The sequence below is a fragment of the Spirillospora sp. NPDC052242 genome (genome assembly GCF_040679555.1).
Taxonomy (GTDB): domain Bacteria; phylum Actinomycetota; class Actinomycetes; order Streptosporangiales; family Streptosporangiaceae; genus Spirillospora.
In genome coordinates this window covers 137,827-163,086 of record NZ_JBFAUZ010000010.1, presented here as the reverse complement: position 1 = coordinate 163,086, position 25,260 = coordinate 137,827, and the positions used below count along the sequence as shown (strand labels likewise).

The following is a 25,260-nucleotide window of genomic DNA, read 5'->3' as shown; positions in this document are numbered from 1 at the left end:
GCGATCACTTTTCCGCGAGCACGTCGATGACCAGCGGATTCAGCTTGCTGTACGTCGTCGCGCCGATGATCCGGGCGGCGACCCGGCCCTGCCGGTCCAGGACGAGCGTGCTCGGGATCGCGTTCGGCGGCACCTCGCGGAACGCGAGCGTCACCCGCCCGTCCGCGTCGAACACGCTCGGATACGACACCTTGAAGTTCCGCTCGAACGCCTGCGCGTTCGGCTTCGAGTCCTTGAAGTTGACGCCGACGAACGCCGCGCCCTTCGCCTCGTTCTCCTTGTGCACCTGCTCCAGCGACGGCGCCTCACCGCGGCACGGCGCGCACCACGACGCCCAGAAGTTCACCACGACGACCTTGCCGCGGTAGTCCGCCAGCTTGAACGGCTTCCCGTCCAGGAACTCCCCCGCGACCGTCCCGACCGACTCGCGGTCGCCCGGCGCGTACTCCGTCACGTTCCCGTCGCCGGACACGAACCGGTTCTCGCCCGCTCCGTCCTGCGACGCGTCCGTCCCGGCACAGCCCGCTAGCAGCCCGCACAGGGCGACGGCGGCCACCACGGCGCGCACACGGAAGACACGGGGGTTCAACGGACCCTCCTACTACTACAGGTCGTAGTACAACAATCTACCGGCGCCCTCAGGCGCCCGCGACACCGGGCTCCCCGCCCAGCCCCCCGGCGGGCTCGCAGTACGACACCTCGACGAGCCGGTTCCCCTCGAACGTCAGGCTCGTCACGCTCGCCAGCCCGCACTCGCGCTTCACCGGGTGATGCCACAACCGGCGCCGCTCCGCGTGCAGCCGCAGCACCCACACCGGCAGCTGGTGGCTCACGCACACCGCCTCGTGCCCGCGCGCCGAATCCCGCGCCCGGATCACCGCCGCCCGCATCCGCGCCGCCAGCTCCCGGTACGGCTCGCCCCACGACGGCTTGAACGGATTGACCAGGTACCGCCAGTGCTCCGGCCGCCGCAGCGACCCCGCCCCCACCCCGAACGTCAGCCCCTCGAAGTGGTTGTCGGCCTCCGTCAGCCGATCGTCCACCGTCACCGGCAGATCGAACGCGTCCGCGAGCGGCGCCGCCGTCTCGAGCGCCCGCTGCATCGGCGACGAGAACAACGCCGTGACGTCCCGATCGGAGAACCACTTCGCGGCCGCCTTGGCCATGAGGAGACCGTCCTCGCTCAGCCGGTAGCCGGGCAGCCGCCCGTAGAGGATTCCGCCCGGATTGTGCACCTCACCATGCCGCAGCAGGTGAACGATCGTCTTCTCAGTCATGGCGACGTCAGGGTACCCGTGTTTTTGCAAGCCCCTCGGCGTCAGGCCGCGAGGCGGCCTTCCTTCAACGGGCCTTGCGTGCGATTGCTGCATCGCTCCGACTCGCCCAGGGGCTCGCTGCGCGATCAGGTTCTCGCTTCGCTCGAACCTGGCTTCGCTCGCAATCGCAGTGGTTCCGGTCCGCTCTGGCTGGGGAGCTGTGGTCGGGGTGGTGGCTTTCGCTGGGGACGGGGGTGCGGTCAGCGGCGGATGGTCTCGACGAAGTTCGCGATCTGGGTCGATGCCTTCTGCAGGGCCTCGGTCGGGGGCTTGGCGTCGGCCGTCTGGCGGACGAGCCAGTACGTGAGGGCCGCGTTGCAGATGTTGCGGCGCTCCCACGGCATGACGCAGTCGATCACCATGAAGGGTTCTTCGGCGCCCGGCAGCACCGCGAGCGAGACGGCGACGTAGGGGGACGGCGGGGCGTCCGTCCCCATCGCGACCCCCGATGTCACGGCGGCCCTCGCCCCGAGGCCGGTCAACTCTTGGCGGTGCTGCACGTCCGCGTCGCACTGCGGGACGGCCGCACGGCGTGCGGCCGCGCGTTCCGTGTCCGGGAAGTAGCGGCAGTGCATGGCCCCGACCGATTCGTCCGCCCAGTTGAACGACTCGAACACGCTGCCGCCCGCGAGCGGGTCGCCGATCCGGTGGAGGCCGCTCGACGCCCCGATCTGGCCGTCGCACTCGCCGTCCGCAGGGCCGATCACGTGCCCGCCGCCTACGTAGTAGACGGCCGCGCCGTCCGGCATGTCCACCACCGCGGGCAGCTCGACGGTCGGCGCGGGCGGGGACTCGGTGAGCGGCGACATCCCGTCCGGGTCGTTGGAGTTCGGCGCCATCCGGGTGCAGCCCCGCACCGCCGCGACGGTGACCGTCCGCGAGGGGCTCGCCGTCGCCCCCGCGCCCGTCCGTCCGGAATCGTCGCCCTGCTGCATGGCGACCACCGCGCCGCCGCCGATCACGACGGCCGTCCCGCACGCCGCCGCGCCGATCCCGAGCATCGCCTTCAGCCCGCCGGTCCCCGCCTTCGCCGCGACCGCCTTCCCGGCCCCACCGGCTGCTGCCTTGCCCGCACCATGCGCGGCTGCCTGGCCCGCACCCTGGGCGCCTGCCTGGCCTGCGCCTTGGGCGGCGGCCTCTCCGGCGCCGTGCGCGATCGTCTCGGCCGCTGCTTGGCCGCCCCCTTGGGCGGCGGCCTCTCCGGCGCCGTGGGCGACGGCTTGGCCTGCGGCGCCGCTCGTGCCCTGGGCAGCGCCCGGGAGGAAGGCGGCGGCGATCGGGAAGAGGGACGCCAGTGCGGCGGCGGAGGCGGCGAGGGCGCGGACGCCGGTGTGCTCCCAGCCGGGGCCGTAGGCCGCGACGGCGACGGCCTCGAGTTCCTCGACGAACGCGGACGCGGCGGCGGGGCGGTCCGCGGGGGACTTCGCCATGCCGCGGGCGACGAGCGGGCGGAGGGGTTCGGGGACGGCGTCGAGCGGGATCTCGCCGGTGCGGTGGGCGAGCATGAGGGCGGCGCGGTCGCCCGTGTAGGGACGGCTGCCGGTGGCGCACTCGACGAACACGCAGGTCGCGGCGTACACGTCGGTGGCGGGGGTGGCCGTGTGGCGGTCCCACTGCTCGGGCGCCATGTAGTACGGGGTGCCCGCGCCGCCCGCCTCCTGCCCGGCGGGGGCGGCGATGCCGAAGTCGACGAGGCGGCTCAGGCCGTCCGCGGGGACGACCACGTTCGCGGGCTTGTAGTCGCGGTGGACGACGCCGAGGGAGTGCGCGGCGGCGAGCCCGAGGAGGGAGCCCTTGAGGACGGCGAGGGACGCCTCGGGGCCGAGCGCGCCCTCGCGGGCGAGGATCTCCTTGAGCGAGACGCCGTCGATCGCCTCCATGACGATCGCGGCGCCGTCCGGTCCCTCGACGAGGCTGTAGAGGCGGGCGATGTGCGGGCTGTCCGCCCGGCCGAGCATCCGGGCCTCGTGCCGGAGCCGTTCACGGTCGGCCTCGTCCGCGCCGATCAGGTACTTGATGGCCGCCGGGGCGCCCGACGCGTCGTGCCGCGCCAGGACGACCCGTCCCTGCGCGCCCGCGCCGAGTTCCCGAACCTCCGTGTACCCGCTGACCGTCCACTCGGACACGTGCCGCCTCCCACCAACGTGATCTTCGCTGGGTTGGGACGACCGGAACCCGCCGTCGGTTCGGCCGTGGGGGCGACGAGGTCACGGAGCGGCGCCGGGCTCCACCATTCCGTGCTCGTAGGCGTAGATGACGGCCTGCACCCGGTCCCGGCAGTCGATCTTCGCGAGCAGCCTGGCCACGTGCGTCTTCACGGTCGAGACGCTGAGGAAGAGGGTCGCGGCGATCTCGGCGTTGGACAGCCCGCGCGCGATCAGCAGCAGCATGTCCCGTTCCCGGGCGGTGAGGTCGGGCACCGGGCGCGGGGCGGGCCGGGCCGCGCGGGAGGCGCGGGCGTACTCCGCGATCAGCCGCCGGGTGACCGCCGGGGCGAGGAGCCCCTGGCCGGAGACCACGACGCGGACGGCCTGCACCAGTTCGTCCGGCTCGATGTCCTTGAGCAGGAAGCCGCAGGCCCCGCCGCGGAGGGACTCGAAGACGTACTCGTCCAGGTCGAAGGTGGTGATGACCAGGACGGCGAGCGGGTCGTCGACGCCCGGGCCGGCCAGCCGTTCGGTCGCGGCGATGCCGTCCAGCACCGGCATCCGCACGTCCATCAGCACCAGGTCCGGCCGGTCCCGCCGGGCGAGCCGGACGGCGTCGGCGCCGTCCGCCGCCTCCCCGGTGACCTCGATGTCGTCCTCGGCCTCCAGGATCGTGCGGAACCCGGCCCGGACGACGGCCTGGTCGTCAACGATCAGGACCCGGATCGTCATCGCCCGCCCGCCGGGTCGAGGGGGAAGGCCGCGGTGACCTGCCAGCCGCCGCCGGGGCGCGGGCCCGTGCGCAGGTCCCCGCCCGCGTGCTGCACGCGCTCGCGCATGCCGAGGAGTCCGTGGCCGCGCCCGGGGCCGGCCGTGGCCGGGCCGGGCGGCCGGTCGGGTTCGGCGTTGCGGACGGTGACGCACAGCGCGGCGTCGCCGAACGCCGTTTCCACGGTGACGGGCGCGCCCGGGGCGTGCTCCCGGGCGTTGGCCAGGGCTTCCTGGACGAGCCGGGAGACCGCCAGGTCGACGGTCACCGGGAGACGGCGCGGCGCGCCCGTGGTGCGGAACTCGATCGCCATCCCGGTGTCGCGGGAACGCCGGACGACCTCCTCCAGCCGGGCCGCCGTCGGCTGCGGCGCCCGGGCGTCCGCCTCTTCGTCGTGCTCGCGCATCAGGCCCACCATGGTGCGCAGGGCGGTCAGCGTGTCGCGGCCCTGCGCCCGGATGGAGCGCAGCGTGGCGCGCACGGCCTCGGGGTCGCGGTCCAGCAGCCTGTCGGCGGCGCCCGCCTGGACCACGATCGCCGACAGGTCGTGCGCGGCGATGTCGTGCAGTTCCCGGGCGATCCTGGCGCGTTCCTCGGCGACCGCGGCCGCGGCCTGCTCCTCGCGGTCGCGTTCGATGCGGGCCGCGGTCTCGGCGCGGTGGACGCGGCGGGTCCGGACGGTCAGCCCCGCCATCGCGGGCACGAGGTACACCGCGGCGGCCCCCGTCGCCATCGTCCAGGCGTCCCGGGGCGCGCCCCAGAAGGTGAGCAGCCCGTCCACCGAACCGCCCGCGGCCACGGCGGCGAGCCCGCCCGCCAGGTGGGCGGCGCAGGCGGTGCCGACGATGGTCGCGGCCCGCGGCCAGGACGTCCGGACGGCGACGGTGTAGGCGCAGAACAGGATGCCGAGACCGATCAGTGCGGGCCGTACGGGGAGGGCGGTGGTCGCCAGGGGCGCCGCCGTCGCCGCGGCCAGGGCGACGGCGGGACGGTACCGGCGCACCGCGATGGCCAGCAGGTCGACGCAGGCGAGCAGGTAGGCGAGCGCGACCGTCCAGTCCGGTTCCGCCGGGTGCAGCGACAGGACGTGGGGAATGCGCGCGAGGTTGGCGGACAGCAGCACGGCCGCGATGAGGACGTCGCCCCGCGCCGCCGAGCGGAGCGGGACCTCGCGGGCTTCCCGTCCTGTCATGCCGTCCTGAGCTCTTCCCGGTCGCGGATCGGCAGCCACCGCCGGTAGGTGACGCAGCGCCACGCCCACTCCAGCGGCCCGTAGCGGAACCTCCGGAGCCACAGGTTACTGAACGACGCCTGTGCCGCCAGGATGCCGAGCCCGAGCAGCGCCGCCGCCGTCCAGTCGGACGAGCCGCGCAGGCCCATGGCCGCTCCGATCGGGACGAACAGCAGCGCGGCGGTCACGTAGTTGGTCAGCGCCATCCGCCCCATCGGCCCCAGGACCCACGACAGCGCGGCCCCGGCGGGCGTCCGGAGCGCCAGCAGGAAGAGGAACAGGTAGCCGGTGGCCATCGACAGCGAGAACATCAGTCCGAGCCGGATCTGGGCGATGTCGGGCAGGTCCATCGCGATCAGCACCCAGGCCGACGTGCCGGTCACGACCGCGGCGAGCCCGGTCACGAGCAGCGGCCCCGCCGACCGCGTCATCTTCGCGGGGGCGTCCAGGTCCGCGAGCGCGAACCCCAGCACGAACAGCCCCGGCAGCAGCCCGAGCCCGCCGACCCCCGCCAGCACGCCGAGGACGGTCAGCACGCCGCCGGCCGCGAGCAGGGCCCGTCCCTCCAGGTAGCTGAACGGGAGGAGCACCAGTACTCCGGTCACGGCGAAGGGCAGGAGCACCTCGCCGGGCTGGATCAGGTGGAGCAGTGCGCCCGCGCACCCCAGCGCCGCGAACCTCCGCAGCAGCAGCACCCGGGGACGCGGCGAGCGCCGCCGCGCGGAGCGCAGGAAGATCCCGAACCCGATGCCGAACAGCAGGTAGAAGATCGGATAGAACCGGCCCAGGAAGAACACCCGCAGGACGTCGGGCAACTGCCCGGCGTAGTCGAACATCTCGAGCGTCTGCGGGATGTTGATGAAGATGATCCCCCAGAGGGCGAAGCCGCGCAGGTCGTCCAGCGCGGCGATCCGCCGTTCCGGCCGGACCGGCGCGGCCGCCGTGTCCGGCTGCGTGATCGTGGTCATGCGGGCCATGGTCGCCCCGCCCGCCCGCGCACCGCTTCGGCCGCAGGGACCGCCCCCGTTCCGCCCCAAGACCCAACGCACCTCCGCGAAACCAGACCGACCGACCCCGCCGACAGTCCGGACCCGCCTACCTCAGCCCCACCCCAGCCAGAGCGGACCCGAAACACTGCGATTGCGTCCGAAGGCAGGTGCGAGCGAAGCGAGAACCTGATCGCGCAGCGAGCCCCCGGGCGAGTCGGAGCGATGCAGCAATCGCCGCGTTGCCCGTTGAAGGAGGGCCGCCTAGCGGCCCGACGCCAAGGGCAACGCAGAAAGCACAGCGCGGATGGCGGGGCGGCGGGTGGCTTTCTCGCGCCAGACGGCGTAGACGCGGCGGTAGAGGGGGGCGGAGAGGGGGACGATCGCGACGCCGGGCGGGACGTCGCAGCGGCCCATCCGGGGGAGGATCGAGTTGCCGAGGCCGGCGCCGACGAGGGCGAGCTGGGTGGCGAACTCGTAGGCCATGTGGACGATGCGGGGTTCGCTGTCGACGGCGCGGAGGGTGCGCAGGAGCCAGTCGCAGCAGATGCTGTCGGGCGAGGAGCTGATCCAGGGGTCGCCCGCGAGTTCTTTGAGGTCGACGGCGTCGCGGCCGGCGAGGGGGTGGTCGGCGGGGAGGGCGACGTCGGCGACGTCCTCGCAGATCGCGGCTTTCTGGAGGCCGTCGGGGAGCGGGAGGGGCTCGTTGTTCCAGTCCTGGACGACGGCCATGTCGAGGTCGCCGCGCAGGACGAGCGGCATGCTCTGCATCGGGTCCTCCTCGCGGAGGAGGACGCGCAGGTCGGGGTGGTCGGCGCGGAGGCGGCGGAGGGCGCCCGGGACGAGGCCGCGGGCGGCGGTGGGGAAGGCGGCGAGGGTGAGCTGGCCGACGACGGAGCCGCGGTGGGCCTCGAGGTCGGCCTGGGCCTGCTCGACGAGGGAGAGGATGCGTTCGGCGTGGGCGACGAGGAGTTCGGCGGCGTCGGTGAGGCGGACGCCGCGGCCGTTGCGCTCGAGGAGTTTCTGGCCGGTCTCGCGTTCGAGCTTGGCGAGCTGCTGGGAGACGGCGGACGTGGTGACGTGCAGGACGTCGGCGGCGGCGCTGACCGAGCCGTAGGTCGCCACGGAGTGCAGGGCGCGCAGCCGTTCCAGATCGAGCATGAAGCAACCCTAAAGCGAAGGGTCGAGAACTTCTAGCTTGTGCTTAAAGATGGCGGGTGCCGATGATGCGCGTATGAGTCCGCGTCACGTCCTGCTGGCGACGCTGGTCGCCGCGATCTGGGGCTTCAACTTCGTCCCGATCAGCATAGCCCTGGACGATTTCCCGCCGTTCCTGATGGCCGCGCTGCGGTTCGCGGCGGCGGCCGTGCCCGCGGTGTTCGTCGTGCGGCGCCCGGCGGTGCCCGTCCGGTGGTTCCTGCTCGTGGGGCTGCCGCTGGGGGTCGGCCAGTTCGGGCTGCTGTTCCTCGGCATGGAGCTGGGGATGCCGGCGGGGCTCGCGTCGGTCGTGCTGCAGGCGCAGGCCATGTTCACGGCGCTGTTCGCGGTGGTCCTGCTGCGCGAGCGGCTCGGGCTCTCGCAGGTCGCGGGCATGGCGGTCGCGTTCGGCGGTGTGGCGGTCCTCGGGACGGCGCAGGGGACGGGGTCCGCGGCGGCGTTCGCCGTGTGCCTCGGCGGCGCGGCCGGGTGGGGGCTCGGCAACGTGGCGATGCGGCGGATGCGGAAGGCCGGGGACGTCGATCCGTTCGCGTTCATGGTCTGGATGTCGCTCGTCCCGGTGCCGCCGCTGCTGGGGCTCTCGCTGGTCTTCGAGGGGACGGGCGCCCTGCCCGGGGCCGTCCGGGACGCCACGTGGGGCGGTGTCGGGTCGCTGCTGTTCATCGCCTACGTGTCGACGCTGTTCTGCTTCGGCGCGTGGGGGTGGCTGATGCGCCGGTACGAGGCGGGGACGGTCGCGATGTACTCGCTGCTCGTGCCGCCGTTCGGGCTCGTCTCGGCGGCGGCGCTGCTCGGCGAGCGCGTCACGGGGGTGCAGCTGGCGGGCGCGGCTCTGGTGGTGGCGGGCGTGGCCGCCGGTTCGGTGCGGCCGCGCGGCATGCCGCAGGCCCGGCTCGAGACGAGGTGATGATCGTGTTCCGAGGAGTGTTCGCGTCGCTGGTGACGCCGTTCGCGGGCGGCGAGGTGGACGAGGGGTCGCTGGAGCGGCTGGCGGCGCGGTGCCTGGACGGCGGCGCCGCGGGGCTCGTCGCGCTGCTCGCGGCCGGTACGGGCAAGGCGGTTCTGGCGGGGGACGACGCCTACCTGTACCCGATGATGCGGCTGGGCGCGTCCGGGGGCGTGACCGCGTCCGCGTGCCTGGCGCCGGGGGCGTTCGCGGAGCTGGCGCGGGCCGGCGGCGAGCGGGGCCGGGAGCTGCACGGCGCGCTGCTGCCGCTGGTGGACGCCCTGTTCGCGGAGCCGTCGCCGAGCGTGCTGAAGGCGTGCCTCGCGGAGCTGGGCGTCATCGACGACCCGGCGGTGCGCGCGCCGCTGCGCGCGCCCCGGCCGGAGAACGTCGAACGGGCCCTGAAGGCGCTCCCCTAGGCGCGCGCCGCCGCGCGGGCGGCGTGCGGGAGGGCGTCGAGGACGCGGGAGATCGCCGCGTCGTCGTGCGCGGCGGACAGGAACCAGACCTCGAACGCGGACGGCGGCAGGTACACGCCGCGCTCCAGCATCGCGTGGAAGAACGCCGCGTAGGCCCGGGAGTCCTGGCGCTGGGCGGCGGCGAAGTCGCCGACCGGCTCGTCGGTGAAGAAGATCGAGAAGAGGTTCCCGGCGTTCTGCGGGCGGTGCGGGACGCCCTCCTTCGCGAGGGCCTCGGACGCGGCCTTCAGGACGGTCGCGGCGCTCGCGTCGATCGCGGCGTAGACGTCGTCGGTCGCGTTGCGGAGGGTGGCGAGGCCGGCGGCGGTCGCGAGCGGGTTCCCGGAGAGGGTGCCGGCCTGGTAGACGGGACCGGCGGGGGCGAGGCGGTCCATGATGTCGGCGCGGCCGCCGAACGCGGCGGCGGGCAGCCCGCCGCCCATGACCTTCCCGTACGTCACGAGGTCGCCCGCGACGCCCTCCAGCCCGTACCAGCCGGAGCGGGACGCGCGGAAGCCGGTGAGCACCTCGTCGATGACGAGGAGGGCGCCGTACCGTTCGCAGAGCCGCTTGAGGAGGGCGTTGAAGTCGGGCAGCGGCGGGACGACGCCCATGTTGCAGGGCACCGCCTCGGTGATCACGCACGCGATGTCGTGGCCGTGCTCGTCGAACGCGAGCTCCACGGCGGCGACGTCGTTGTACGGCAGGACGATCGTGTCCGCGGTCGTCGCGCCCGTCACGCCGGGCGTGTCGGGGAGGCCGAACGTGGCGACGCCGGAGCCCGCGGCGGCGAGCAGGGAGTCGACGTGCCCGTGGTAGCAGCCCGCGAACTTCACCACCTTCGGGCGGGACGTGAACCCGCGCGCCAGCCGGATCGCCGACATCGTCGCCTCGGTGCCGGAGTTCACCAGCCGCACCTTCTCCACCGGGGCGCGGGCGGTGATCTCCTCGGCGAGCTCCACCTCGCCCGGCGTGGGCGCGCCGTAGGACGTCCCGCGCGCGGCGGCCGCGCGGACGGCGTCGACGACGGCGGGGTGCGCGTGCCCGAGGATCATCGGGCCCCACGAGCAGACGAGGTCGACGTACTCGTTGCCGTCCGCGTCGGTCAGGTACGGGCCGCGCGCGGACGTCATGAAGCGCGGCGTGCCGCCGACGGCCCCGAAGGCCCGGACCGGCGAGTTCACGCCGCCCGGGACGACCCCGCCGGCACGCTCGAACAACTGCTGGGAGCGATCGGTTCCTGTCACGGATCCATCCTCTCAGTTGCAGTTCGGCGACTTGCCTTGACCTCGCCGGGCACGGGCCTATATTCCACCAAGTGACGACATCGGCGCCCGTTCCGGCGCCTTTCCCCTTTCACCGGCGATCAGCCGTATCGAGGAGTGTTTTTCAACGTGGTCGACGGCTGGACGGTCCCGGGCTTCACGCACGAACGGGAACTGGGCGGCGGCGCATCCGGCGGGGTGGCACTGGCGGTCGACGACACCACCGGCACCCGGGTCGCGATCAGGTACCTGGACCGGCGGCTCGTCGACGACCCGTCGTTCATGGCGCGGTTCAGCGAGCGGGCGCGCACGCTCACGCAGGTCGAGGACCCCAACGTCGTCGACGTCTATGACTTCGTGACCGCCGCCGAGGGGGCGGCGCTCGTGATGCAGCACGTCGAGGGCGTGAGCCTGCGCCGTGTCCTGGCCGTGCAGGGGCCCGTCGGGCCGCTCGCGGCGCTGTCCACGCTCGGCGGGATGCTGCTCGGGCTCGCGGCGGCGCACGAGCGCGAGGTCGTGCACGGCACGGTGCGCCCGTCCGACGTGCTCGTGGACGAGCGGGGCAACGCGGTGGTGGGCGACTTCGCGCTCGCGCCGCCGGGCACGGAGGCGCAGGCCGCCGCGCCGTACGCGGCGCCCGAGCTGTGGGAGGGCGCGCCCGCGACCGTCGCGACCGACGTGTACGCCGCGACCGCCGTGTTCTTCGAGTGCCTCACCGGGCGGCCGCCGTTCGCCGGGCGCAACATGGCGCGGCTGCACCGGGAGGGGCCGATCCCCGTCGAGGAGGTCCCCGGGCCGCTCCGCGGCCTCCTGCGGCAGGGCCTCGCGAAGGACCCGGCGGACCGGCCGGCGTCCGTCGCGGACTTCATCACCGCGCTCGAAGAGGCCGCGATCTCCGCGTACGGGCCGTCCTGGGAGGCGCAGGGCCGCGGGCGGCTCACCGAGCTGGCCGCCGAGGCGGCGCGGCGTCCCGAGCCGAAGAAGTCGTCCCGCGGGACGGGCCGCAACGCGATCGTGGCGGCGGCGGCCCAGCCGGGCCGCGGGTCCCGGACGCGCTGGATCGCGGCGGGCGTCGCGACCCTCGCGGTGATCGCGGGGGCGGCCGTGGCGGTGCCGATGCTGACCGGCGGCGAGGATCCCGCGCCGGTCGCCGCGCCGCCCACCCCGGCGCAGCAGAGCACCAGCCCGCAGCCGGTCCTGCCGAAGGGCGGCGTGGACCCGGCGCCGCTCGTCGCTCAGATCGAGCAGGCGACCGCGCAGGCCCCGGGCGCGAAGTTCGACTTCGCGCGGGACGGCGACGGCGCCGTCCGGGCGAAGGGGACGTTCGCGGTGGTGCCGGGCGCCCTCCCGTCCTACGCGATGACGGTCCGGGGCACGGGCGAGACGAAGAGCGCGGGCAACACCGTCGTGGTCGGCGACCGGGTCCACGGCGAGGTGTCGCGCAAGTGGCGGCCGCTGCCGGCGAACCACCCGTACGCCGCGCTGACCGAGCAGGTCCGCCGGGGCAGCTCGGTCGCGACCGTGACCTCGCTGCTGCGCACGGCGTCCGAGCTGCGCAAGGACGGGGACGTCTACAAGGGCGTGGCGCCCGCGGCGGCGCTCGCGCAGGTCCCGAACGTCGGCCCGCTGTACGCGTCCCTCACCCGGACGACCGGTGCCGCGTCCGTCGACTTCGCGATCCGGCTCGACCGGCTGAACCGGCCCGCGGCGCTGTGGCTGCGCGCCGGGGCGCCGAAGGCGAAGCACGCCGTCCTGCAGACGACGTACGCCGACTGGGGCCGCAAGGACGTGAAGGCGCCCCGCTAGGCGCCCCCGCTAGGCATGCCGCGGGCCCCCGGAATCCGGCGCGATTCCGGGGGCCCGCCGTTCGGGTACGGCTACCTGCTCAGGAGCCGCCGTCCGGGTAGTTCGGGTTGTTGGCGTCGGGGATCTGGATGCTGATCGGCAGGTCGCCGCCCGACAGGACGAGCAGGGCGCCGAGGCGGAGGATCTCGTCGAAGGCCCAGTAGACCTTCTGCAGGACGCCGGGGGCGTCCTCGAGCGAGAGCAGGCCCTCGCGGACGGCGATGAACGGCTCCCAGGCCGTCTCGAAGACCGCGTCCCAGAACGGCTCCCGGGGGATCTTCAGCCAGCCGGCGATCTCGTCGCCGAGCACGTAGCGGGTGAGCGCGCCGAGGATGGGCTTGGTGACGTACTTGAGGGGGCCGCCCGGGATGATCGTGCCGAGGTTGAGCAGCATGTCGGCGAGCTTGATGCCCTCGGGCGTCGGCGCGAGGATCGGCGTCAGGACCTGCGCGGCCTGCGAGTCGGCCTCCGCCCACGAGTTCGGGATGTACTCCTCCTTGATCCCGAGCATGTAGGCGCAGAGCTGCCACGAGTGGAGGAACGCCGCGGACTCGTTCTCCGGGATCGGCACCTTCCACTTCTTCAAATTCTGCATGACGGTCGTCGGCAGGCTGTGCCAGGTGACCATCATGTCGGCCTGGCTGATCGGCTTGTCCTCGTCGGCGACCTTCGTCCAGTGCGGGGACTGCGGCAGCAGGTGGCGCACGCCCGCGTGCGCCAGCCGCGTCTTGACGCAGGTGACGACCATCTCGCCGTCGTCCCGGTAGGCGTTCGAGGTGCCGATGTCGTATCCGAGCTTGGCGGTCTTGGTGATGCGGTCGCGCATGTCCGCGCCGCCCTTGGAGTAGTACACGGCGCGCGCCTCGCGGGGGATGACGGTGCTCATCATCCCGCTGGCGAAGCCGTAGGTGACGCCGAGGTAGAGCCCGCGCTTCTCGTTGAAGTTCGTCGCGACGTCGAGCTTGCTCTCGTCGGCCCAGGACGGCATCTGCCGGGCCCGTTCCATGAAGTTGCGCAGTTCCGACGGCAGCGCGCTGGAGAGCGACTGACCGTTCTTGGTCCACTTGCGCAGTTCCCGGTTGACCGCCGCCGTGTGCCCGCTCTGGATGATCGAGGCGACGATCCGGTCGACCTCGTCGTCCCAGACGCCCTTGGGGTCGGCGCCCTGCCCCGCGCCCGCCACCGACCCCTTGGGGGACCAGGTCCACAGTGTGCTCGCGTGCGCGGGCGTCGCGACGCTCAGCGCGCCGAGCGCACCCAGCGTCCCGCCCGCCGCCAGCATCTTCCGCCTGCTGAGTTCGTCCATGCCATCGTCCTCCTCGGGGTGAGCATCCGCTGATACGCTGATACATGGTTTGCATCTGTGTATCATCGGTGGCAGACCAATAACAGCACACGGATTCAGCCGAAACAAGACCCGATTTGATGTAATTACTGGCGAGAAGAGAACTATCAGCCCTCTTGGGAGGAAACGTGGACTCTGAGCAGGTCTCCGCCCTCGTGGCGGCCTCAGGTCCCGAGTCGTTGCTCGAACGCGCCTACACCGACGCCGTCGAACGGGTCGACGATCCCGACGAGACCCGTGCCCGCGTCCTGGACGCCGCGTGCGAGCAGTTCTCCCGGATGGGCGTCCAGCGCTCCACCATGGAGGACGTGGCGAAGCGCGCGGGAGTCTCGCGGATCACGGTGTACCGGCGGTTCGCCACGAAGGACGCGCTGGTCGAACAGGTGGTACGGCGCGAGCTGCGCCGCTACTTCGACCAGTTCCTCGTCGACATACAGCGCGCCGAGACCGCCGCCGACCGGGTCGTGCTGGGCTTCGTCAGCTCGCTGCGCGCCATCCAGCGCAACCCGCTGATCGGCGGGCTGATCAGCGCCGAACCGGACTGGCTCGTCCCGTCCATGGTCAGCGACGGCGGGCAGACGCTCGCGGTCGTCCGGCAGTTCGTCGCCGGGCAGCTCCGCCGCGAGCAGCGCGCCGGCAACGTCCCGGACGGCCTCGACATCGACCTCGTGGCCGAGATGATGGTCCGCGTCTCCGCGTCGTTCCTGGCGATCCCGAGCCTGGTCATCGACCTCGACGACGACGAGCAGCTCGCCATGGTGGCCCGCCGCTTCCTGGTGCCGATGCTCCAGGGCTGACCGTCGCGGGCCGGGCCCGTCTCGGGGGCGGGCTCAGCCCACCGCGGCTCAGCCCACCGCGTCGGAGAGGACCTCTAGCAGGCGCAGCGGGTCGGGAAGGGGGGTCTGGGGCGGCCGGACCCACGTGGTCTCGCGCCCGTAGGGCAGGACGGTCGGCGGTGCGACGACGTAGCTGTCGCGGCAGTGCCAGCGCATCCCGGGGGTCTCGGCGACGTCCTCCGGCGAGCAGTCGAGGTGGCACGACCACCACTCGTCCTCGTCGACGGGGGCGCCGCGGGTGGTGACGAAGAACAGCAGGCGCTCGGCGCCGACCGCGGCGACGGGGCCGACGGGCAGGTCGTCGCGCTCGATCCGGGCGAGGGCGCGGTACCCGGCGTCGGCGGGGATGTCGAGGACGTCGAAGACGCGGCCGGTCGGCAGGATGATCCCGGCCTGGGGGCGGTCGGCCCACCAGCGTTTCAGCACGTCGGCGTCCACGCTGGCCTGGAGGCCCCAGGTGGCGGAGACGGGATGGGCGGCGGGGTCGGGACAGCCGACGCGGTCGCAGGAGCAGGCGCGGTCGCCCCCGACGGGGGCGTGCGCCCCGGGTACGCAGGGCCAGCCGAGGCCGGCGTAGCCGAGGGCCGCCGTGAGCATCCGCTCGCGCGCCGCCTTGTTCCGCCTGTACCCCGACACCGCCAGCATGTGCGCCCCCCAAAGCGAGTTCCTGTACCGATGATGCCTCGGGGAGCACGGGCCCGGCACGGCAACCCCCGGAAAAGGCCCGAACGCGTTACGCGGTGAGGCGGCGCGCCACCTCGGTCGCCCAGTAGGTGAGCACGATGTCGGCGCCCGCACGGCGGATCGACAGCAGCGACTCCATGATCGTCCGCTCCCGGTCCAGCCAGCCCTTCTCGGCGGCGGCCTCGATCATCGCGTACTCGCCGCTGACCTGGTACGCGGCGACGGGCACGTCGACGGCGTCGCGGACCCGGCGGATGATGTCCAGGTACGCGCCCGCGGGCTTCACCATGACCATGTCGGCGCCCTCGTCGAGGTCGAGGAACACCTCGCGGAGGGACTCGTCGGCGTTCGCCGGGTCCTGCTGGTGGGTGGAGCGGTCACCGAACTGCGGCGCGCACTCGGCCGCGTCCCGGAACGGGCCGTAGAAGGCGGACGAGTACTTCACCGAGTACCCCATGATCGCGACGTCGGCGTACCCGGCGCCGTCGAGCGCCTCCCGGATCGCGCCGACCTGGCCGTCCATCATGCCGGACGGGCCGACGACGGCCGCCCCGGCGGCGGCCTGCGCGACGGCGATGGACGCGTAGCGCCGGAGGGTCGCGTCGTTGTCGATGTCGCCCGACTGGGTGAGGAGGCCGCAGTGCCCGTGGTCGGTGTACTCGTCGAGGCACAGGTCCGTCATGAGGACGGTCGAGTCGCCGAGGTCGGAGACCAGGTCGCGCAGCGCGAGCTGCACGATGCCCGCCGGGTCGTCGGCGGCCGAGCCCTCGCCGTCCTTCACGGCGGGGATCCCGAACAGGATGAGCCCGCCGACGCCCGCCTCGACGGCGTCGTGCGCCGCCTTGCGCAGGCTGTCGCGGGTGTGCTGGTACACGCCCGGCATGGACGCGACGGGCTGCGGCGCGTCGATGCCCTCCTTGACGAACATCGGCAGCACGAGGTCGGCGGGGCTCAGCCGCGTCTCGGCCACCATCCGGCGCAGCGCCGGGGTGCGGCGCAGCCGGCGGGGCCGCGCGGCGGGGAACTGTGCGGTCATCGGCCTTCTCTCCTGGCGCGTGGGCGCTACTTGCGGCGGCGGGCGCCCCGGCGCATCTGGGACGGCTTGCGCAGCGGGTCGCCGTTCTCGATCTGCGTCGCCCGGCGCTTCGCACCGTACTCGGCGAGCGCCTCCGCGAGGGCGGAAACGGACGGCTTGGGCGCCATGACGTCGACGCGCAGCCCGTACTCCTCGGCGGTCTTCGCGGTCTGCGGGCCGATCACGGCGATGACGGTCACGTTATGCGGCTTCCCGGCGATCCCGATGAGGTTCTTCACCGTGGACGACGACGTGAACAGCACGGCGTCGAACCCGCCGCCCTTGATCGCCTCGCGGATCGGCGCGGGCGGCGGCGCGGCCCGGACCGTCCGGTAGGCGGTGACGTCCTCGCACTCCCAGCCGAGGTCGGTGAGCCGGGCGATGAGGGTGTCGGTGGCGATGTCGGCGCGCGGCAGCAGCACCCGGTTGATGGGGTCGAGGTCCTCGTCGTAGGGCGGCCACACCTCGGCCAGGCCCTCCCCGGACTGCTGCCCGTCGGGCGTCAGGTCGGGCACGACGCCGAACTCGACGAGCGCGGCGGCGGTCTGCTCGCCGACGGCCGCGACCTTCAGGCCGGCGAACGCGCGGGCGTCCAGTCCGTAGTCGGTGAACTTCTCCCGGATCGCCTTGACCGCGTTGGTCGAGGTGAACACGACCCACTCGTAGCGTCCGGTGACGAGGCCCTTGACGGCGCGGTCCATCTGCTGGGGGGTGCGCGGCGGCTCGACGGAGATCGTCGGGACCTCGTCGGGGACGGCCCCGTACCCGCGGAGCTGGTCCGACAGGGACGCGGCCTGCTCCTTGGTGCGCGGCACCAGGACGCGCCAGCCGAACAGCGGCTTCGTCTCGAACCACGACAGCCGGTCGCGGTGCTTCACCACGTCCCCCACGATGATCATCGCGGGGTGCTCCATGCCCTTGGTGTCGGACGCGAGCTTGTGCAGGGTCGACACGACGGTCTCCTGCTCGGTGGTGGTGCCGAGGCTCGTCATCGCCGCGGGGGTGCGGTCGGAGCGGCCGGCGGCGACCAGGCCCTTGCAGGTGTCGGCGACGGCGCCCTCGGCGCCGAGGATCACCAGCGTCGCGGACGGGTCGGCGTAGGCCGTCCAGTCGACGCCGCCGCGGGACGCGTCGACGACGCGGACCTCGCGGTGGTCGGGGTCGGTCAGCGGGATCCCGGCGTAGCCCGGGACGCCCGTCACGGCGGACACCCCCGGCACGACCTCGAACGGCACCCCGGCCTTCGCGAGCGCGCCGCCCTCGGCGGCGAGCCCGCAGCCGAGCCCCGGGTCGCCCTGGAACAGCCGGACGACGCGGCGTCCGGCCTTCGCGGCGCGGGACGCGAGCTTGACCGGGTCGCCCTCGGCGGTGTCGACGATCTCGGCGTCGGGACGGCAGTGCGCGAGCACCTCGGCGGGACAGTGCTCCCGGCTGACGATGACGGTGTCGGCGTTCTCCAGCTCGGCGGCGGCGCGCAGGGTCAGCAGCCCCGGGTCGCCCGGGCCCATGCCGACGATCGCGACGGTGCCCGGGTCGGCGGTCCGGCGGGAGGCCGGGACGCCGGCGCCCGTCCGCGCGGGGCCCGTGCGGGCGGGGATCTGGCTAGCGGGGCTCAATCTCGCTCCCCCATCAACTGGTCGGCCCCCTGGGCGAGCAGCCGGTCCGCGAGGTCGCGTCCGAGCTGTTCGGCCGAGTCCGGGTGGCCGCTGGCGGACATCCGAATCTGCCGGGTCCCGTCGTAGGCGGCGACGGTCGCGGTCAGATGCAGCGTTTCATCAACTTCGGCAGCGTATGTTCCCACGGGTGCCGAACAACCGCCTTCGAGCACGGCCAGCACCGTCCGTTCGGCGGTGACGGCCGCGCGGGTCATCGGGTCGTCGAGCACGCCGAGCAGCTCGATGAGGTCGGCGCGGTCGGCGCGGCACTCCAGCGCCAGGGACCCCTGCCCGGGGGCGGGCAGCATCTGGTCCGGGTCGAACACCTCGGCGACCGCGTCGAGCCGCCCGATGCGCCGCAGCCCGGCGTGCGCGAGGACGACCGCGTCCAGCTCGCCGTCGGTGACCTTGCCGAGCCGGGTGGGCGCGTTGCCGCGGATCGGCACGACCTCGAGGTCGGGGCGCAGCGCGCGCAGCTGCGCGACGCGGCGCGGCGAGCCGGTGCCGACGCGGGCGCCGCGGCGCAGGTCGGCGAGCTTCGCGGGACCGCACAGCGCGTCGCGGGGGTCGTCGCGGGCGGGCGTCGCGGCGAGCACGATCCCGGGCGTCGCGGACGTCGGCAGGTCCTTCAGCGAGTGCACCGCGAAGTCCACCTCGCCGGACAGCAGCTTGTCGCGCAGTTCGTTGACGAAGACCCCGGTGCCCCCGATCTGGGCGAGCAGCGCCTTGGAGACATCACCATGCGTGGTTACCCCGACGAGCTCGACGGCATGCCCCGTACGCTGCGTCAATGCGTCGGCGACGCCCTGGGACTGCGTCATGGCCATCAGGCTCTTGCGGGTGCCGAGCCGCAGCGGGCGCGCCGCGCCCGTCCCCGTCCCGGTGCCTGCCGTAGTCAATGCCTCGCTCCGCTCACGATTCGTCTCCGTTCCCGGGCGCCGCGTCGCGGGCGCTCACCGCGCGGACGCTCGCCGCCCGTGCGGCGACGTCCTCCACGGTGGTGGTGCTGACGCAGTCGGCCTCGGCGCATTCCGCCGCCGTCGTCCCCGGTGCGGGCGCCGCCGCGGCGGCCCCGTTCCCCTCCACCGTACGCGCGGACGCGATCCAGGGGGGAGCGCCGCTCCCGGCGGCCGGGACGGTACGCGGTCCGCCGTCCCCGGCGCCGTCCCCGATGTCGGCGCGGGCGACGGCCTCGGGCGCCTTCGGGTCGAGGTCGAACAGCTCGCGGAGCGCGTCGGCGTAGGAGTCGCCGCCGGGCGCGGCCGCGAGCTCCTTCACCCGGACGGTCGGCGCGTGCAGCAGCTTGTCGACGACGCGCCGGACGGTCTGCGCGATCTCCTTGCGGTCGCGTTCGTCCAGGTCGGGGAGGCGTCCGGTGAGCCGGGCCAGTTCGGCGTCGACGACGCCCGCGGCCTTGGCGCGCAGCGCGACGACGGTCGGCGCGACGGCGGCGGCGCGGGCGGCCGACAGGTAGGCGGCGACCTCGTCGTGCACGATCCGGCGGACGGCCTCGACGGCGCGGGGCCCGACGGCGCGCGCGGCCTCCTCGGCGGTGCGCAGGTCGTCCAGCCCGGCGAGCGCGACGCCCGGCAGGTCGCGGACGGCCCGGTCGATGTCGTGCGGGAGCGCGAGGTCGAGCAGGAAGCGGGCGCGGCCGTCGGCGCCCGCGCCGGCCGCGGCGAGCCGCTCGGCGGTCAGGACCAGGCCGGTCGCGCCGGTGCAGGACACGATCAGGTCGGCGTCCGCGAGCGCGCCGTCGAGGTCGGCGAGGTCGACGGCGCGCGCGGGCACGTCCAGCGACGCGGCGAGCCGGACGGCGTTCGCGCGCGTCCGGTTCGCGATCACGACCTCGCGGGCCCCGGCGCGGCTCAGCGTCGCGGCGGCCAGCGAGCTCATCGACCCGGCGCCGACGACGAGCGCGCGGACCCCGTCGAGCGGGCCGAGGTGCCGGACGGCGACGTCGAGGCCGACGCTGACCAGCGACGCGCCCGCCTGGTCGATGCCGGTCTCGTGGTGCGCGCGCTTGCCGACGCGCAGCGCCTGCTGCATCAGGTCGTGGAGGTCGCGGCCGAGCGTCCCCTCGTCCTGCGCGAGCCGGAACGCCTGCCGCAGCTGCCCGAGGATCTGCCCCTCGCCGACGACCATGGACTCCAGCCCGCACGCCACCGCGAACGCGTGCTGGACGGCCCGCTCCTCGTAGTGGACGTACAGGTGCCGGGACAGGTCCTCCAGCGGGACGCCGGAGTGCAGCGACATCAGCTCGGAGATCGCGGAGACGCCGCCGTGGAACTTGTCCACGACCGCGTACACCTCGACCCGGTTGCAGGTCGACACGATCGCCGCCTCGGCGACGTTCGCGGACTCGTGCACCGCGTGCAGCAGCTTGGCCAGGTCGTCCCCGGTCACCGCCGCCCGTTCGAGCAGCGCCACGGGGGCGCTCCGGTGACTCAGCCCCACCACCAACACACTCATGTGAACTCCGCTGTTCGCCCTACTCGCTCCGCACCGCTCCCGACGGAGCCGCGCCCCCCTGACGGCACGCCGCGCCGAACGTCCCGCGCAACGTTCAACAACCGGCGCCCGCCTGCTCGTCCTGTTACCTCGGTCACTTCGTTCAAGCGTCCACCGCCTCCACGTACTGCGTCGTACCGGGGGGCGTCTCGTCGGCGTCGAGCGGGCCGAGGCCGTCCGGCCCGCCCGCCTTGCGCTGCTCGTGGAACGCGAGGATCTGGAGTTCTATGGAGAGGTCGACCTTGCGCACGTCGACCTCGTCGGGGACGGTCAGCACGACCGGCGCGAAGTTCAGGACGCTCGTCACGCCCGCGGCCACGACGCGGTCGCACACCCCCTGGGCGGCGGCCGCGGGGGTCGCGATCACGGCGATGGACACGCCGTGCCCCGCGATGACGTCCTCCAGCCGGTCGATGTGCTCCACGGTCATGCCGTAGATCTCCTGGCCGACGATGGACTCGTCCGCGTCGAGCAGGCCCGCCACCCGGAAGCCGCGGGACGCGAAACCGCCGTAGCCGGCCAGTGCCCGGCCCAGGTTACCGACACCGATGATGGCGACCACCCAGTCCTGGGTGAGGCCTAGCTCACGGGAGATCTGGTAGACCAGGTACTCGACCTCGTACCCGACCCCGCGCGTCCCGTAGGAGCCGAGGTGCGACAGGTCCTTGCGCAGCTTCGCGGAGTTCACCCCGGCGGCGGCGGCGAGCTCCTCCGACGACACGGTCGCCACGCCGCGCTCCTGCAGTCCGGTGAGCGCGCGCAGGTAGACGGGCAGGCGCGCCACGGTCGCTTCGGGGATGCCGCGCTCGGCGCGGTCGCGGTTCTGTCGAGATGTCACGGCCTGCTCTTCGGGGCTCGACGCTGGGGACGGGGCGGGACCCCCTGACCCCGGCTCGCGGCCGGGCCTCCCGGCCCGATGCGCGCATCGGGACCGGCCGCCCCAGGGCTGTCAACCAGGTTAAGCCTTTGTGAATACGCGCACAAAGTCACCCCCCGGTTCACGGCCGTGACCGTTTTACCGGCACTCGCTCCAAAAGCCTGCCAGCTGCGGCATTTCCGAGCTTTCAGGGTACGTCAGTAACCACTTACATGGCGAGCGGGTGTGACCGACGACATTCCCCGCGCCGGCCCCGGACGCCCGCCGCACAGGGCGATCGACGCCCGTCCGGCGGCCGCGCGGGCGGCGGGCTCAGCCCCGTTCGCGGAGTTCCGCGATCGCGGTGCGCAGGCGGTTCTCGTCGACGCGCCAGAAGTCGTGCTGGACGCCGTTGATCAGCGTGACCGGAATCTGCTCCCAGTACCGCCGCGTGTCCTCTTCCGACGCGGTGATGTCGCGTTCCTCCACCCGCACGTCCAGGTCCGCCGCGACCCGCTCGATGACCGCGCGGGCGTCGTCGCACAGATGGCAGCCGGGCTTGCCGAGCAGCGTGACCACGACGTCGCCGCGCCCCGCGGACGTCCCGTCCATCGTCACCTCCGGGGCCGTTCGGGCGCGGGCAGCGGCGGCACCTTGTGCGCGCCGAGCTTCAGCTCGATCACGTTCGTCGCCAGCACGTGCGTCCGCGACTCCGCCAGGAACCGCTTCAGGTGCGGCTGGTGCCGATGCGCGTTGAACGCGGCCTCGTCGCGGAACAGCTGGTACAGGATCCGCTGCGTGGAGCTGCCGACCACCTCGTGGACGGCGCACACCACGGTGTCGGGCTCGGCGGCGCGGGCCGCCTTCACGAGCTCCGCGGCGAGCCGGTCGAACGCGCCCTCGCGCCCGTCCAGCAGCGTGTAGACGGTGATCTGGCCACATGCGGCCGACAGGTCGCCGGCGGGACGGCCCGCGACGGCCGGCGCGGGGGCGCCCGGCGTCGCGGCGAGCGCCGCGGCGGCGGCCAGCGTGGAGTCGTCCAGCCCGTCGACGGCGGTCGCCCCCGCCGGGCTCTCCGGGAGCGGCTGCGCCCCGGACGGCTCCGGGAACCGCAGCTCCTCGGACGGCTGCTCGGGGAAGCGCAGCTCGCCGCGCCGCCCGCCCGGCGGACGGCCGTCGGCGGGCGGCGTCGGGGCCGGCACGGGCTCGGCGGCGGCCCGCCGCCGCCCCTCGTACGCGGGCCCCTCGTAGCCGGTCGCGGGTTCGTCCACGTACTCCCCGTCGAAGTCGTCGTCGTAGAAGTCGTCCTCGTCCTCGTAGACGGGGATCGTGCGCATCGCGCCGTACCAGACCAGCCCGGCCGCGCCGCCGAGCGCGATCGCCGCCAGCGGCCCGGGCAGGAACCCGCGGCTGCCGAGCAGCGCCAGCACCCCGGCGAGCGCCACCAGCGCCACCGGGATCAGCAGCTCGCCCGCCTCCCGGTCCCGCTTGCTCGCCATCCACGCGGTGAACGCCGTGCACGCCACCAGCGCCACGGTCGACACGACGTGCGCCCCGTCGATCAGCAGCAGCGGCAGCGCGTCGTAGGTGTCGCCGGGCTTCGGCAGGTCCTTGCCGAGGTCGCCCTTGAGCGGGTCGAGCAGCAGGATGACGACGGCGACGACCGTGTACGAGATGGTGAACAGCCACGCCCCGAACCGCACCTGGACGAGCCGGGCGATCAGCTCGACCATCCCGAGCATCAGCCACAGCGGGGCGAGCAGCGCCGCACCGATCTCCACGACGCGGAAGAACAGGCCGTTGAACCCCGCCAGGAAGCCCACGGCCATCGACAGCAGGGCGAGCGACAGCCCGACCTGGGTGAACGACCAGGCGATCAGGTAGAGCAGCCGGTCCTTGTATGCGCGCGAGACCAGCAGCCACGTGGCGACTAATGCGCCGCAGGCCGCGAGAAGCGCGAGAAGAGCACTGACCATCGTGGCCTAATGGTGCCCGATGCCGGCCCCAGAGGGGTAACCCACCACACCCCCACCCCCGCCCCAGCGGACGCCCTCCGCACGCGCGTGACGGCTCCGCGGCACGCGCACGCGGCCGACGGGCGGCCTCCATAGGCACGTGGCGGGGCCCGGTGCCCGCACACGGCGGGGAGGGCCTCTCCGCGCGCGGCCGGAGGGCGCGCAGCGCCCGGAGGCCGTGCGGTGGTCGGGTGGGTGGCTGATCCCGGCCATTGCTTGGTGCACCATTCGGTATCTAGAGTGACAAATCCCGCCGGAGGTCGCGTACGCCCCGAGGAGAACTGCATGAGCAGCTTGACCCTCGATGCCGGGGTCATCCCGCTTCCTCGGCGTTCCAGCGTTCCGTCCGTCCGGACCGGCGACCGGACGGACGAGCCCGCGGCCGGCCCCGCGGAGGAGCTGAAGGCGCTCGTGCTGCGCGCCCGGGACGGCGACGCGGAGGCGTTCGGGTCCCTCTACGACCACTACGTCGAGCTCGTCTACCGGTACGTGTACTACCGGGTGGGCAGCCACTCGCTGACCGAGGACCTCACGAGCGAGACGTTCCTGCGCGCGCTCCGCCGCATCCGCGACTTCCACTGGCAGGGCAAGGACTTCGGCGCCTGGCTCGTCACCATCGCGCGGAACCTGGTCGCCGACCACTTCAAGTCGGGCCGGTACCGCCTGGAGATCTGCACGGCGGAGCTGCTGGAGCCGGACCGTCCGCAGGAGGGGCCGGAACGGACGGTCCTGGACTCGATGACCAACCGGACGCTCCTCGCGGCCGTCCGCCGGCTGGGGTCCGAGCAGCAGGAGTGCGTGGTGCTGCGGTTCCTGCACGGCCTGTCGGTCGCCGAGACCGCGCTGATCATGGGCAAGAAGACGGGCGCGATCAAGGCGCTGCAGTACCGCGCCGTCCGCTCGCTGGCCCGCATGCTCCCCGACGACCTGCGCTGAGCCGTCCGCGACACGCCCGGCCGCGCGGACGTCCCGCGGCGGTGCGCGACCGTAACCGGGGGCGGGCCATGCTCGTTGTCCGGGCTGGAAGGGAGCGTCATTGCGAAGCGGGCGAGCCAAGATCGTCAGAGGTAATCCACTGGCCGACCTGCGGGCGCGCGCACCGGTTCCCGACCCGGCGTTCCGTGCGGATCTGCGGGAGCGGCTGGTGTCGGCGGCGGCGCGGAGTGAGGACGGTCGCAATCGCGCCCGGGACGACGGCGCCGGAGGCGCGGTTGACTAGGCTTCGGCCCATGCGGCGATTCTGGCAGCGCGGCAAGAACCAGGACCCGGTGAGCGCGGGGAAGGTGGCCGCCGAGGCGGCCGTCGAACTCGAACCGCTCCCCGAGCCGGATCCGGCCGCGGCGGCGTTCTTCGACGTCGACAACACGATGATGCAGGGCGCGTCGATCTACTACTTCGCGCGCGGCCTGGCCCGCCGCAAGCTGTTCACGACCCGCGACCTGCTGATGTTCGCCTGGGGGCAGGCGGCGTTCCGGTTGCGCGGCACCGAGAACCACGAGCACATCGGCAGCGCCAAGGAGGCCGCGCTGTCGTTCGTCGCCGGGCAGCGCGTCGCGGGCATCGTGCGGCTCACCGAGGAGATCTACGACGAGGTGATGGCCGACCGCATCTGGCACGGCACCCGCACCCTCGCCCTCCAGCACCTGGACGCCGGGCAGCAGGTGTGGCTCGTCACCGCGACGCCCGTCGAGGTCGCCCGGACGATCGCGCACCGGCTCGGCCTCACCGGCGCGCTCGGCACCGTCGCCGAGACCCGCGACGGCGTCTACACCGGCCGGCTGGTCGGCAACCTGCTGCACGGGCCGGCGAAGGCCGAGGCCGTCCGGGCGCTGGCGGAGCGGGAGGGCCTCGACCTGTCCCGGTGCTCGGCCTACAGCGACTCGATCAACGACCTGCCGATGCTGACGGCCGTCGGGCACCCGCACGCGGTGAACCCGGACGGCGCGCTCCGCGACCACGCGAAGGCGAACGACTGGCCCGTCCACGACTTCCGGACGGGGCGCAAGGTCACCATGGTCGCGCTCCCGGCGGCGGCGGGCGCGGGCGCCCTCGCGGGAGGCGTCGCGGCGGGCATGGCGCTGCGCAGGCACTACCGGTCGTGA

The 25,260-nt window shown here is 73.7% G+C and carries 23 protein-coding genes; 6 read left to right on the top strand and 17 right to left on the bottom strand.

The features are described from left to right. Positions 1–4: 4 nt before the first annotated feature. From AB0L25_RS11135 to AB0L25_RS11105, 7 genes are all read right to left on the bottom strand, one after another. Complete coding sequence (locus AB0L25_RS11135; protein ID WP_500170871.1) at positions 5–589, bottom strand: TlpA family protein disulfide reductase; 585 nt, start codon at positions 587–589, stop codon at positions 5–7. 49 nt (positions 590–638) lie between these two features. Then, entirely contained in the window at positions 639–1,277 is a 639-nt protein-coding gene (locus AB0L25_RS11130; protein WP_500170869.1) for a histidine phosphatase family protein, read from the bottom strand. Between the two features lie 239 nt (positions 1,278–1,516). Then, positions 1,517–3,442: a serine/threonine-protein kinase gene (locus AB0L25_RS11125; RefSeq protein ID WP_500170867.1), complete on the bottom strand. Its 1,926-nt coding sequence runs from the start codon at positions 3,440–3,442 to the stop codon at positions 1,517–1,519. Between the two features lie 81 nt (positions 3,443–3,523). Then, positions 3,524–4,195: a response regulator gene (locus AB0L25_RS11120; protein WP_500170865.1), complete on the bottom strand. Its 672-nt coding sequence runs from the start codon at positions 4,193–4,195 to the stop codon at positions 3,524–3,526. Next, positions 4,192–5,424 carry a sensor histidine kinase gene (locus tag AB0L25_RS11115; RefSeq protein WP_500170864.1) on the bottom strand — a complete coding sequence of 411 codons (1,233 nt, stop codon included), beginning with the start codon at positions 5,422–5,424 and terminating at the stop codon, positions 4,192–4,194. The genes AB0L25_RS11120 and AB0L25_RS11115 overlap by 4 nt, the downstream gene beginning before the upstream one ends. Further along, positions 5,421–6,431: a DUF418 domain-containing protein gene (locus AB0L25_RS11110; RefSeq protein WP_500170862.1), complete on the bottom strand. Its 1,011-nt coding sequence runs from the start codon at positions 6,429–6,431 to the stop codon at positions 5,421–5,423. Before AB0L25_RS11110 ends, AB0L25_RS11115 begins: the two co-directional genes overlap by 4 nt. 282 nt (positions 6,432–6,713) lie before the next feature. Then, a complete protein-coding gene (locus AB0L25_RS11105; RefSeq protein ID WP_500170860.1) occupies positions 6,714–7,610 on the bottom strand; it encodes a LysR family transcriptional regulator in 897 nt (298 codons plus the stop codon). Positions 7,611–7,683: 73 nt separating this feature from the next. Here AB0L25_RS11105 and AB0L25_RS11100 point away from each other — a divergent pair, with 73 nt between their 5' ends. Beyond that, a complete protein-coding gene (locus tag AB0L25_RS11100; RefSeq protein WP_500170858.1) occupies positions 7,684–8,574 on the top strand; it encodes an EamA family transporter in 891 nt (296 codons plus the stop codon). A 5-nt stretch (positions 8,575–8,579) separates the two neighbouring features. Continuing rightward, positions 8,580–9,032, top strand: a complete 453-nt coding sequence (locus AB0L25_RS11095; RefSeq protein WP_500170856.1) for a dihydrodipicolinate synthase family protein — start codon at positions 8,580–8,582, stop codon at positions 9,030–9,032. On the opposite strand, the gene hemL is transcribed toward AB0L25_RS11095, so the two are convergent. After that, on the bottom strand, positions 9,029–10,318 hold the full coding sequence (gene hemL, locus AB0L25_RS11090; RefSeq protein WP_500170854.1) for a glutamate-1-semialdehyde 2,1-aminomutase: 1,290 nt from the start codon (positions 10,316–10,318) through the stop codon (positions 9,029–9,031). The genes AB0L25_RS11095 and hemL overlap by 4 nt on opposite strands. Before the next feature lie 147 nt (positions 10,319–10,465). On the opposite strand from hemL, the gene AB0L25_RS11085 reads away from it, so the two are divergent. Beyond that, positions 10,466–12,142 (top strand): serine/threonine-protein kinase, encoded by a 1,677-nt coding sequence (locus AB0L25_RS11085; RefSeq protein WP_500170853.1) that lies wholly within the window; start codon positions 10,466–10,468, stop codon positions 12,140–12,142. Between the two features lie 79 nt (positions 12,143–12,221). Here AB0L25_RS11085 and AB0L25_RS11080 read toward each other — a convergent pair whose 3' ends face one another. Next, a complete protein-coding gene (locus AB0L25_RS11080) occupies positions 12,222–13,487 on the bottom strand; it encodes an oxygenase MpaB family protein (RefSeq protein ID WP_500170851.1) in 1,266 nt (421 codons plus the stop codon). A 167-nt stretch (positions 13,488–13,654) separates the two neighbouring features. On the opposite strand from AB0L25_RS11080, the gene AB0L25_RS11075 reads away from it, so the two are divergent. Next, the gene (locus tag AB0L25_RS11075) at positions 13,655–14,323 is read left to right on the top strand and encodes a TetR/AcrR family transcriptional regulator (RefSeq protein WP_500170849.1); all 669 of its coding nucleotides are present in this window, start codon (positions 13,655–13,657) and stop codon (positions 14,321–14,323) included. A 48-nt stretch (positions 14,324–14,371) separates the two neighbouring features. Here the strand turns inward: AB0L25_RS11075 and AB0L25_RS11070 are convergent, their stop codons facing one another. The 8 genes from AB0L25_RS11070 to AB0L25_RS11035 all read right to left on the bottom strand — a co-directional run bounded on the left by AB0L25_RS11070 (position 14,372) and on the right by AB0L25_RS11035 (position 23,119). Next, entirely contained in the window at positions 14,372–15,007 is a 636-nt protein-coding gene (locus AB0L25_RS11070) for a bifunctional DNA primase/polymerase (protein WP_500170847.1), read from the bottom strand. 88 nt (positions 15,008–15,095) lie between these two features. Then, on the bottom strand, positions 15,096–16,082 hold the full coding sequence (gene hemB, locus AB0L25_RS11065) for a porphobilinogen synthase (protein WP_500170845.1): 987 nt from the start codon (positions 16,080–16,082) through the stop codon (positions 15,096–15,098). 26 nt (positions 16,083–16,108) lie between these two features. Beyond that, complete coding sequence (locus AB0L25_RS11060) at positions 16,109–17,638, bottom strand: bifunctional uroporphyrinogen-III C-methyltransferase/uroporphyrinogen-III synthase (RefSeq protein ID WP_500170920.1); 1,530 nt, start codon at positions 17,636–17,638, stop codon at positions 16,109–16,111. Between the two features lie 95 nt (positions 17,639–17,733). Continuing rightward, complete coding sequence (hemC, locus tag AB0L25_RS11055; protein WP_500170918.1) at positions 17,734–18,603, bottom strand: hydroxymethylbilane synthase; 870 nt, start codon at positions 18,601–18,603, stop codon at positions 17,734–17,736. Between the two features lie 85 nt (positions 18,604–18,688). Then, positions 18,689–20,248 carry a glutamyl-tRNA reductase gene (locus AB0L25_RS11050; RefSeq protein ID WP_500170843.1) on the bottom strand — a complete coding sequence of 520 codons (1,560 nt, stop codon included), beginning with the start codon at positions 20,246–20,248 and terminating at the stop codon, positions 18,689–18,691. Positions 20,249–20,390: 142 nt separating this feature from the next. Then, positions 20,391–21,125: a redox-sensing transcriptional repressor Rex gene (locus AB0L25_RS11045; RefSeq protein WP_500170841.1), complete on the bottom strand. Its 735-nt coding sequence runs from the start codon at positions 21,123–21,125 to the stop codon at positions 20,391–20,393. A gap of 351 nt (positions 21,126–21,476) precedes the next feature. Beyond that, positions 21,477–21,755, bottom strand: a complete 279-nt coding sequence (locus tag AB0L25_RS11040; RefSeq protein WP_500170839.1) for a glutaredoxin family protein — start codon at positions 21,753–21,755, stop codon at positions 21,477–21,479. Between the two features lie 2 nt (positions 21,756–21,757). Beyond that, entirely contained in the window at positions 21,758–23,119 is a 1,362-nt protein-coding gene (locus tag AB0L25_RS11035) for a putative quinol monooxygenase (protein ID WP_500170837.1), read from the bottom strand. A gap of 324 nt (positions 23,120–23,443) precedes the next feature. On the opposite strand from AB0L25_RS11035, the gene AB0L25_RS11030 reads away from it, so the two are divergent. Then, positions 23,444–24,094 carry a sigma-70 family RNA polymerase sigma factor gene (locus AB0L25_RS11030; RefSeq protein WP_500170835.1) on the top strand — a complete coding sequence of 217 codons (651 nt, stop codon included), beginning with the start codon at positions 23,444–23,446 and terminating at the stop codon, positions 24,092–24,094. A gap of 293 nt (positions 24,095–24,387) precedes the next feature. After that, complete coding sequence (locus AB0L25_RS11025) at positions 24,388–25,260, top strand: HAD family hydrolase (RefSeq protein ID WP_500170833.1); 873 nt, start codon at positions 24,388–24,390, stop codon at positions 25,258–25,260.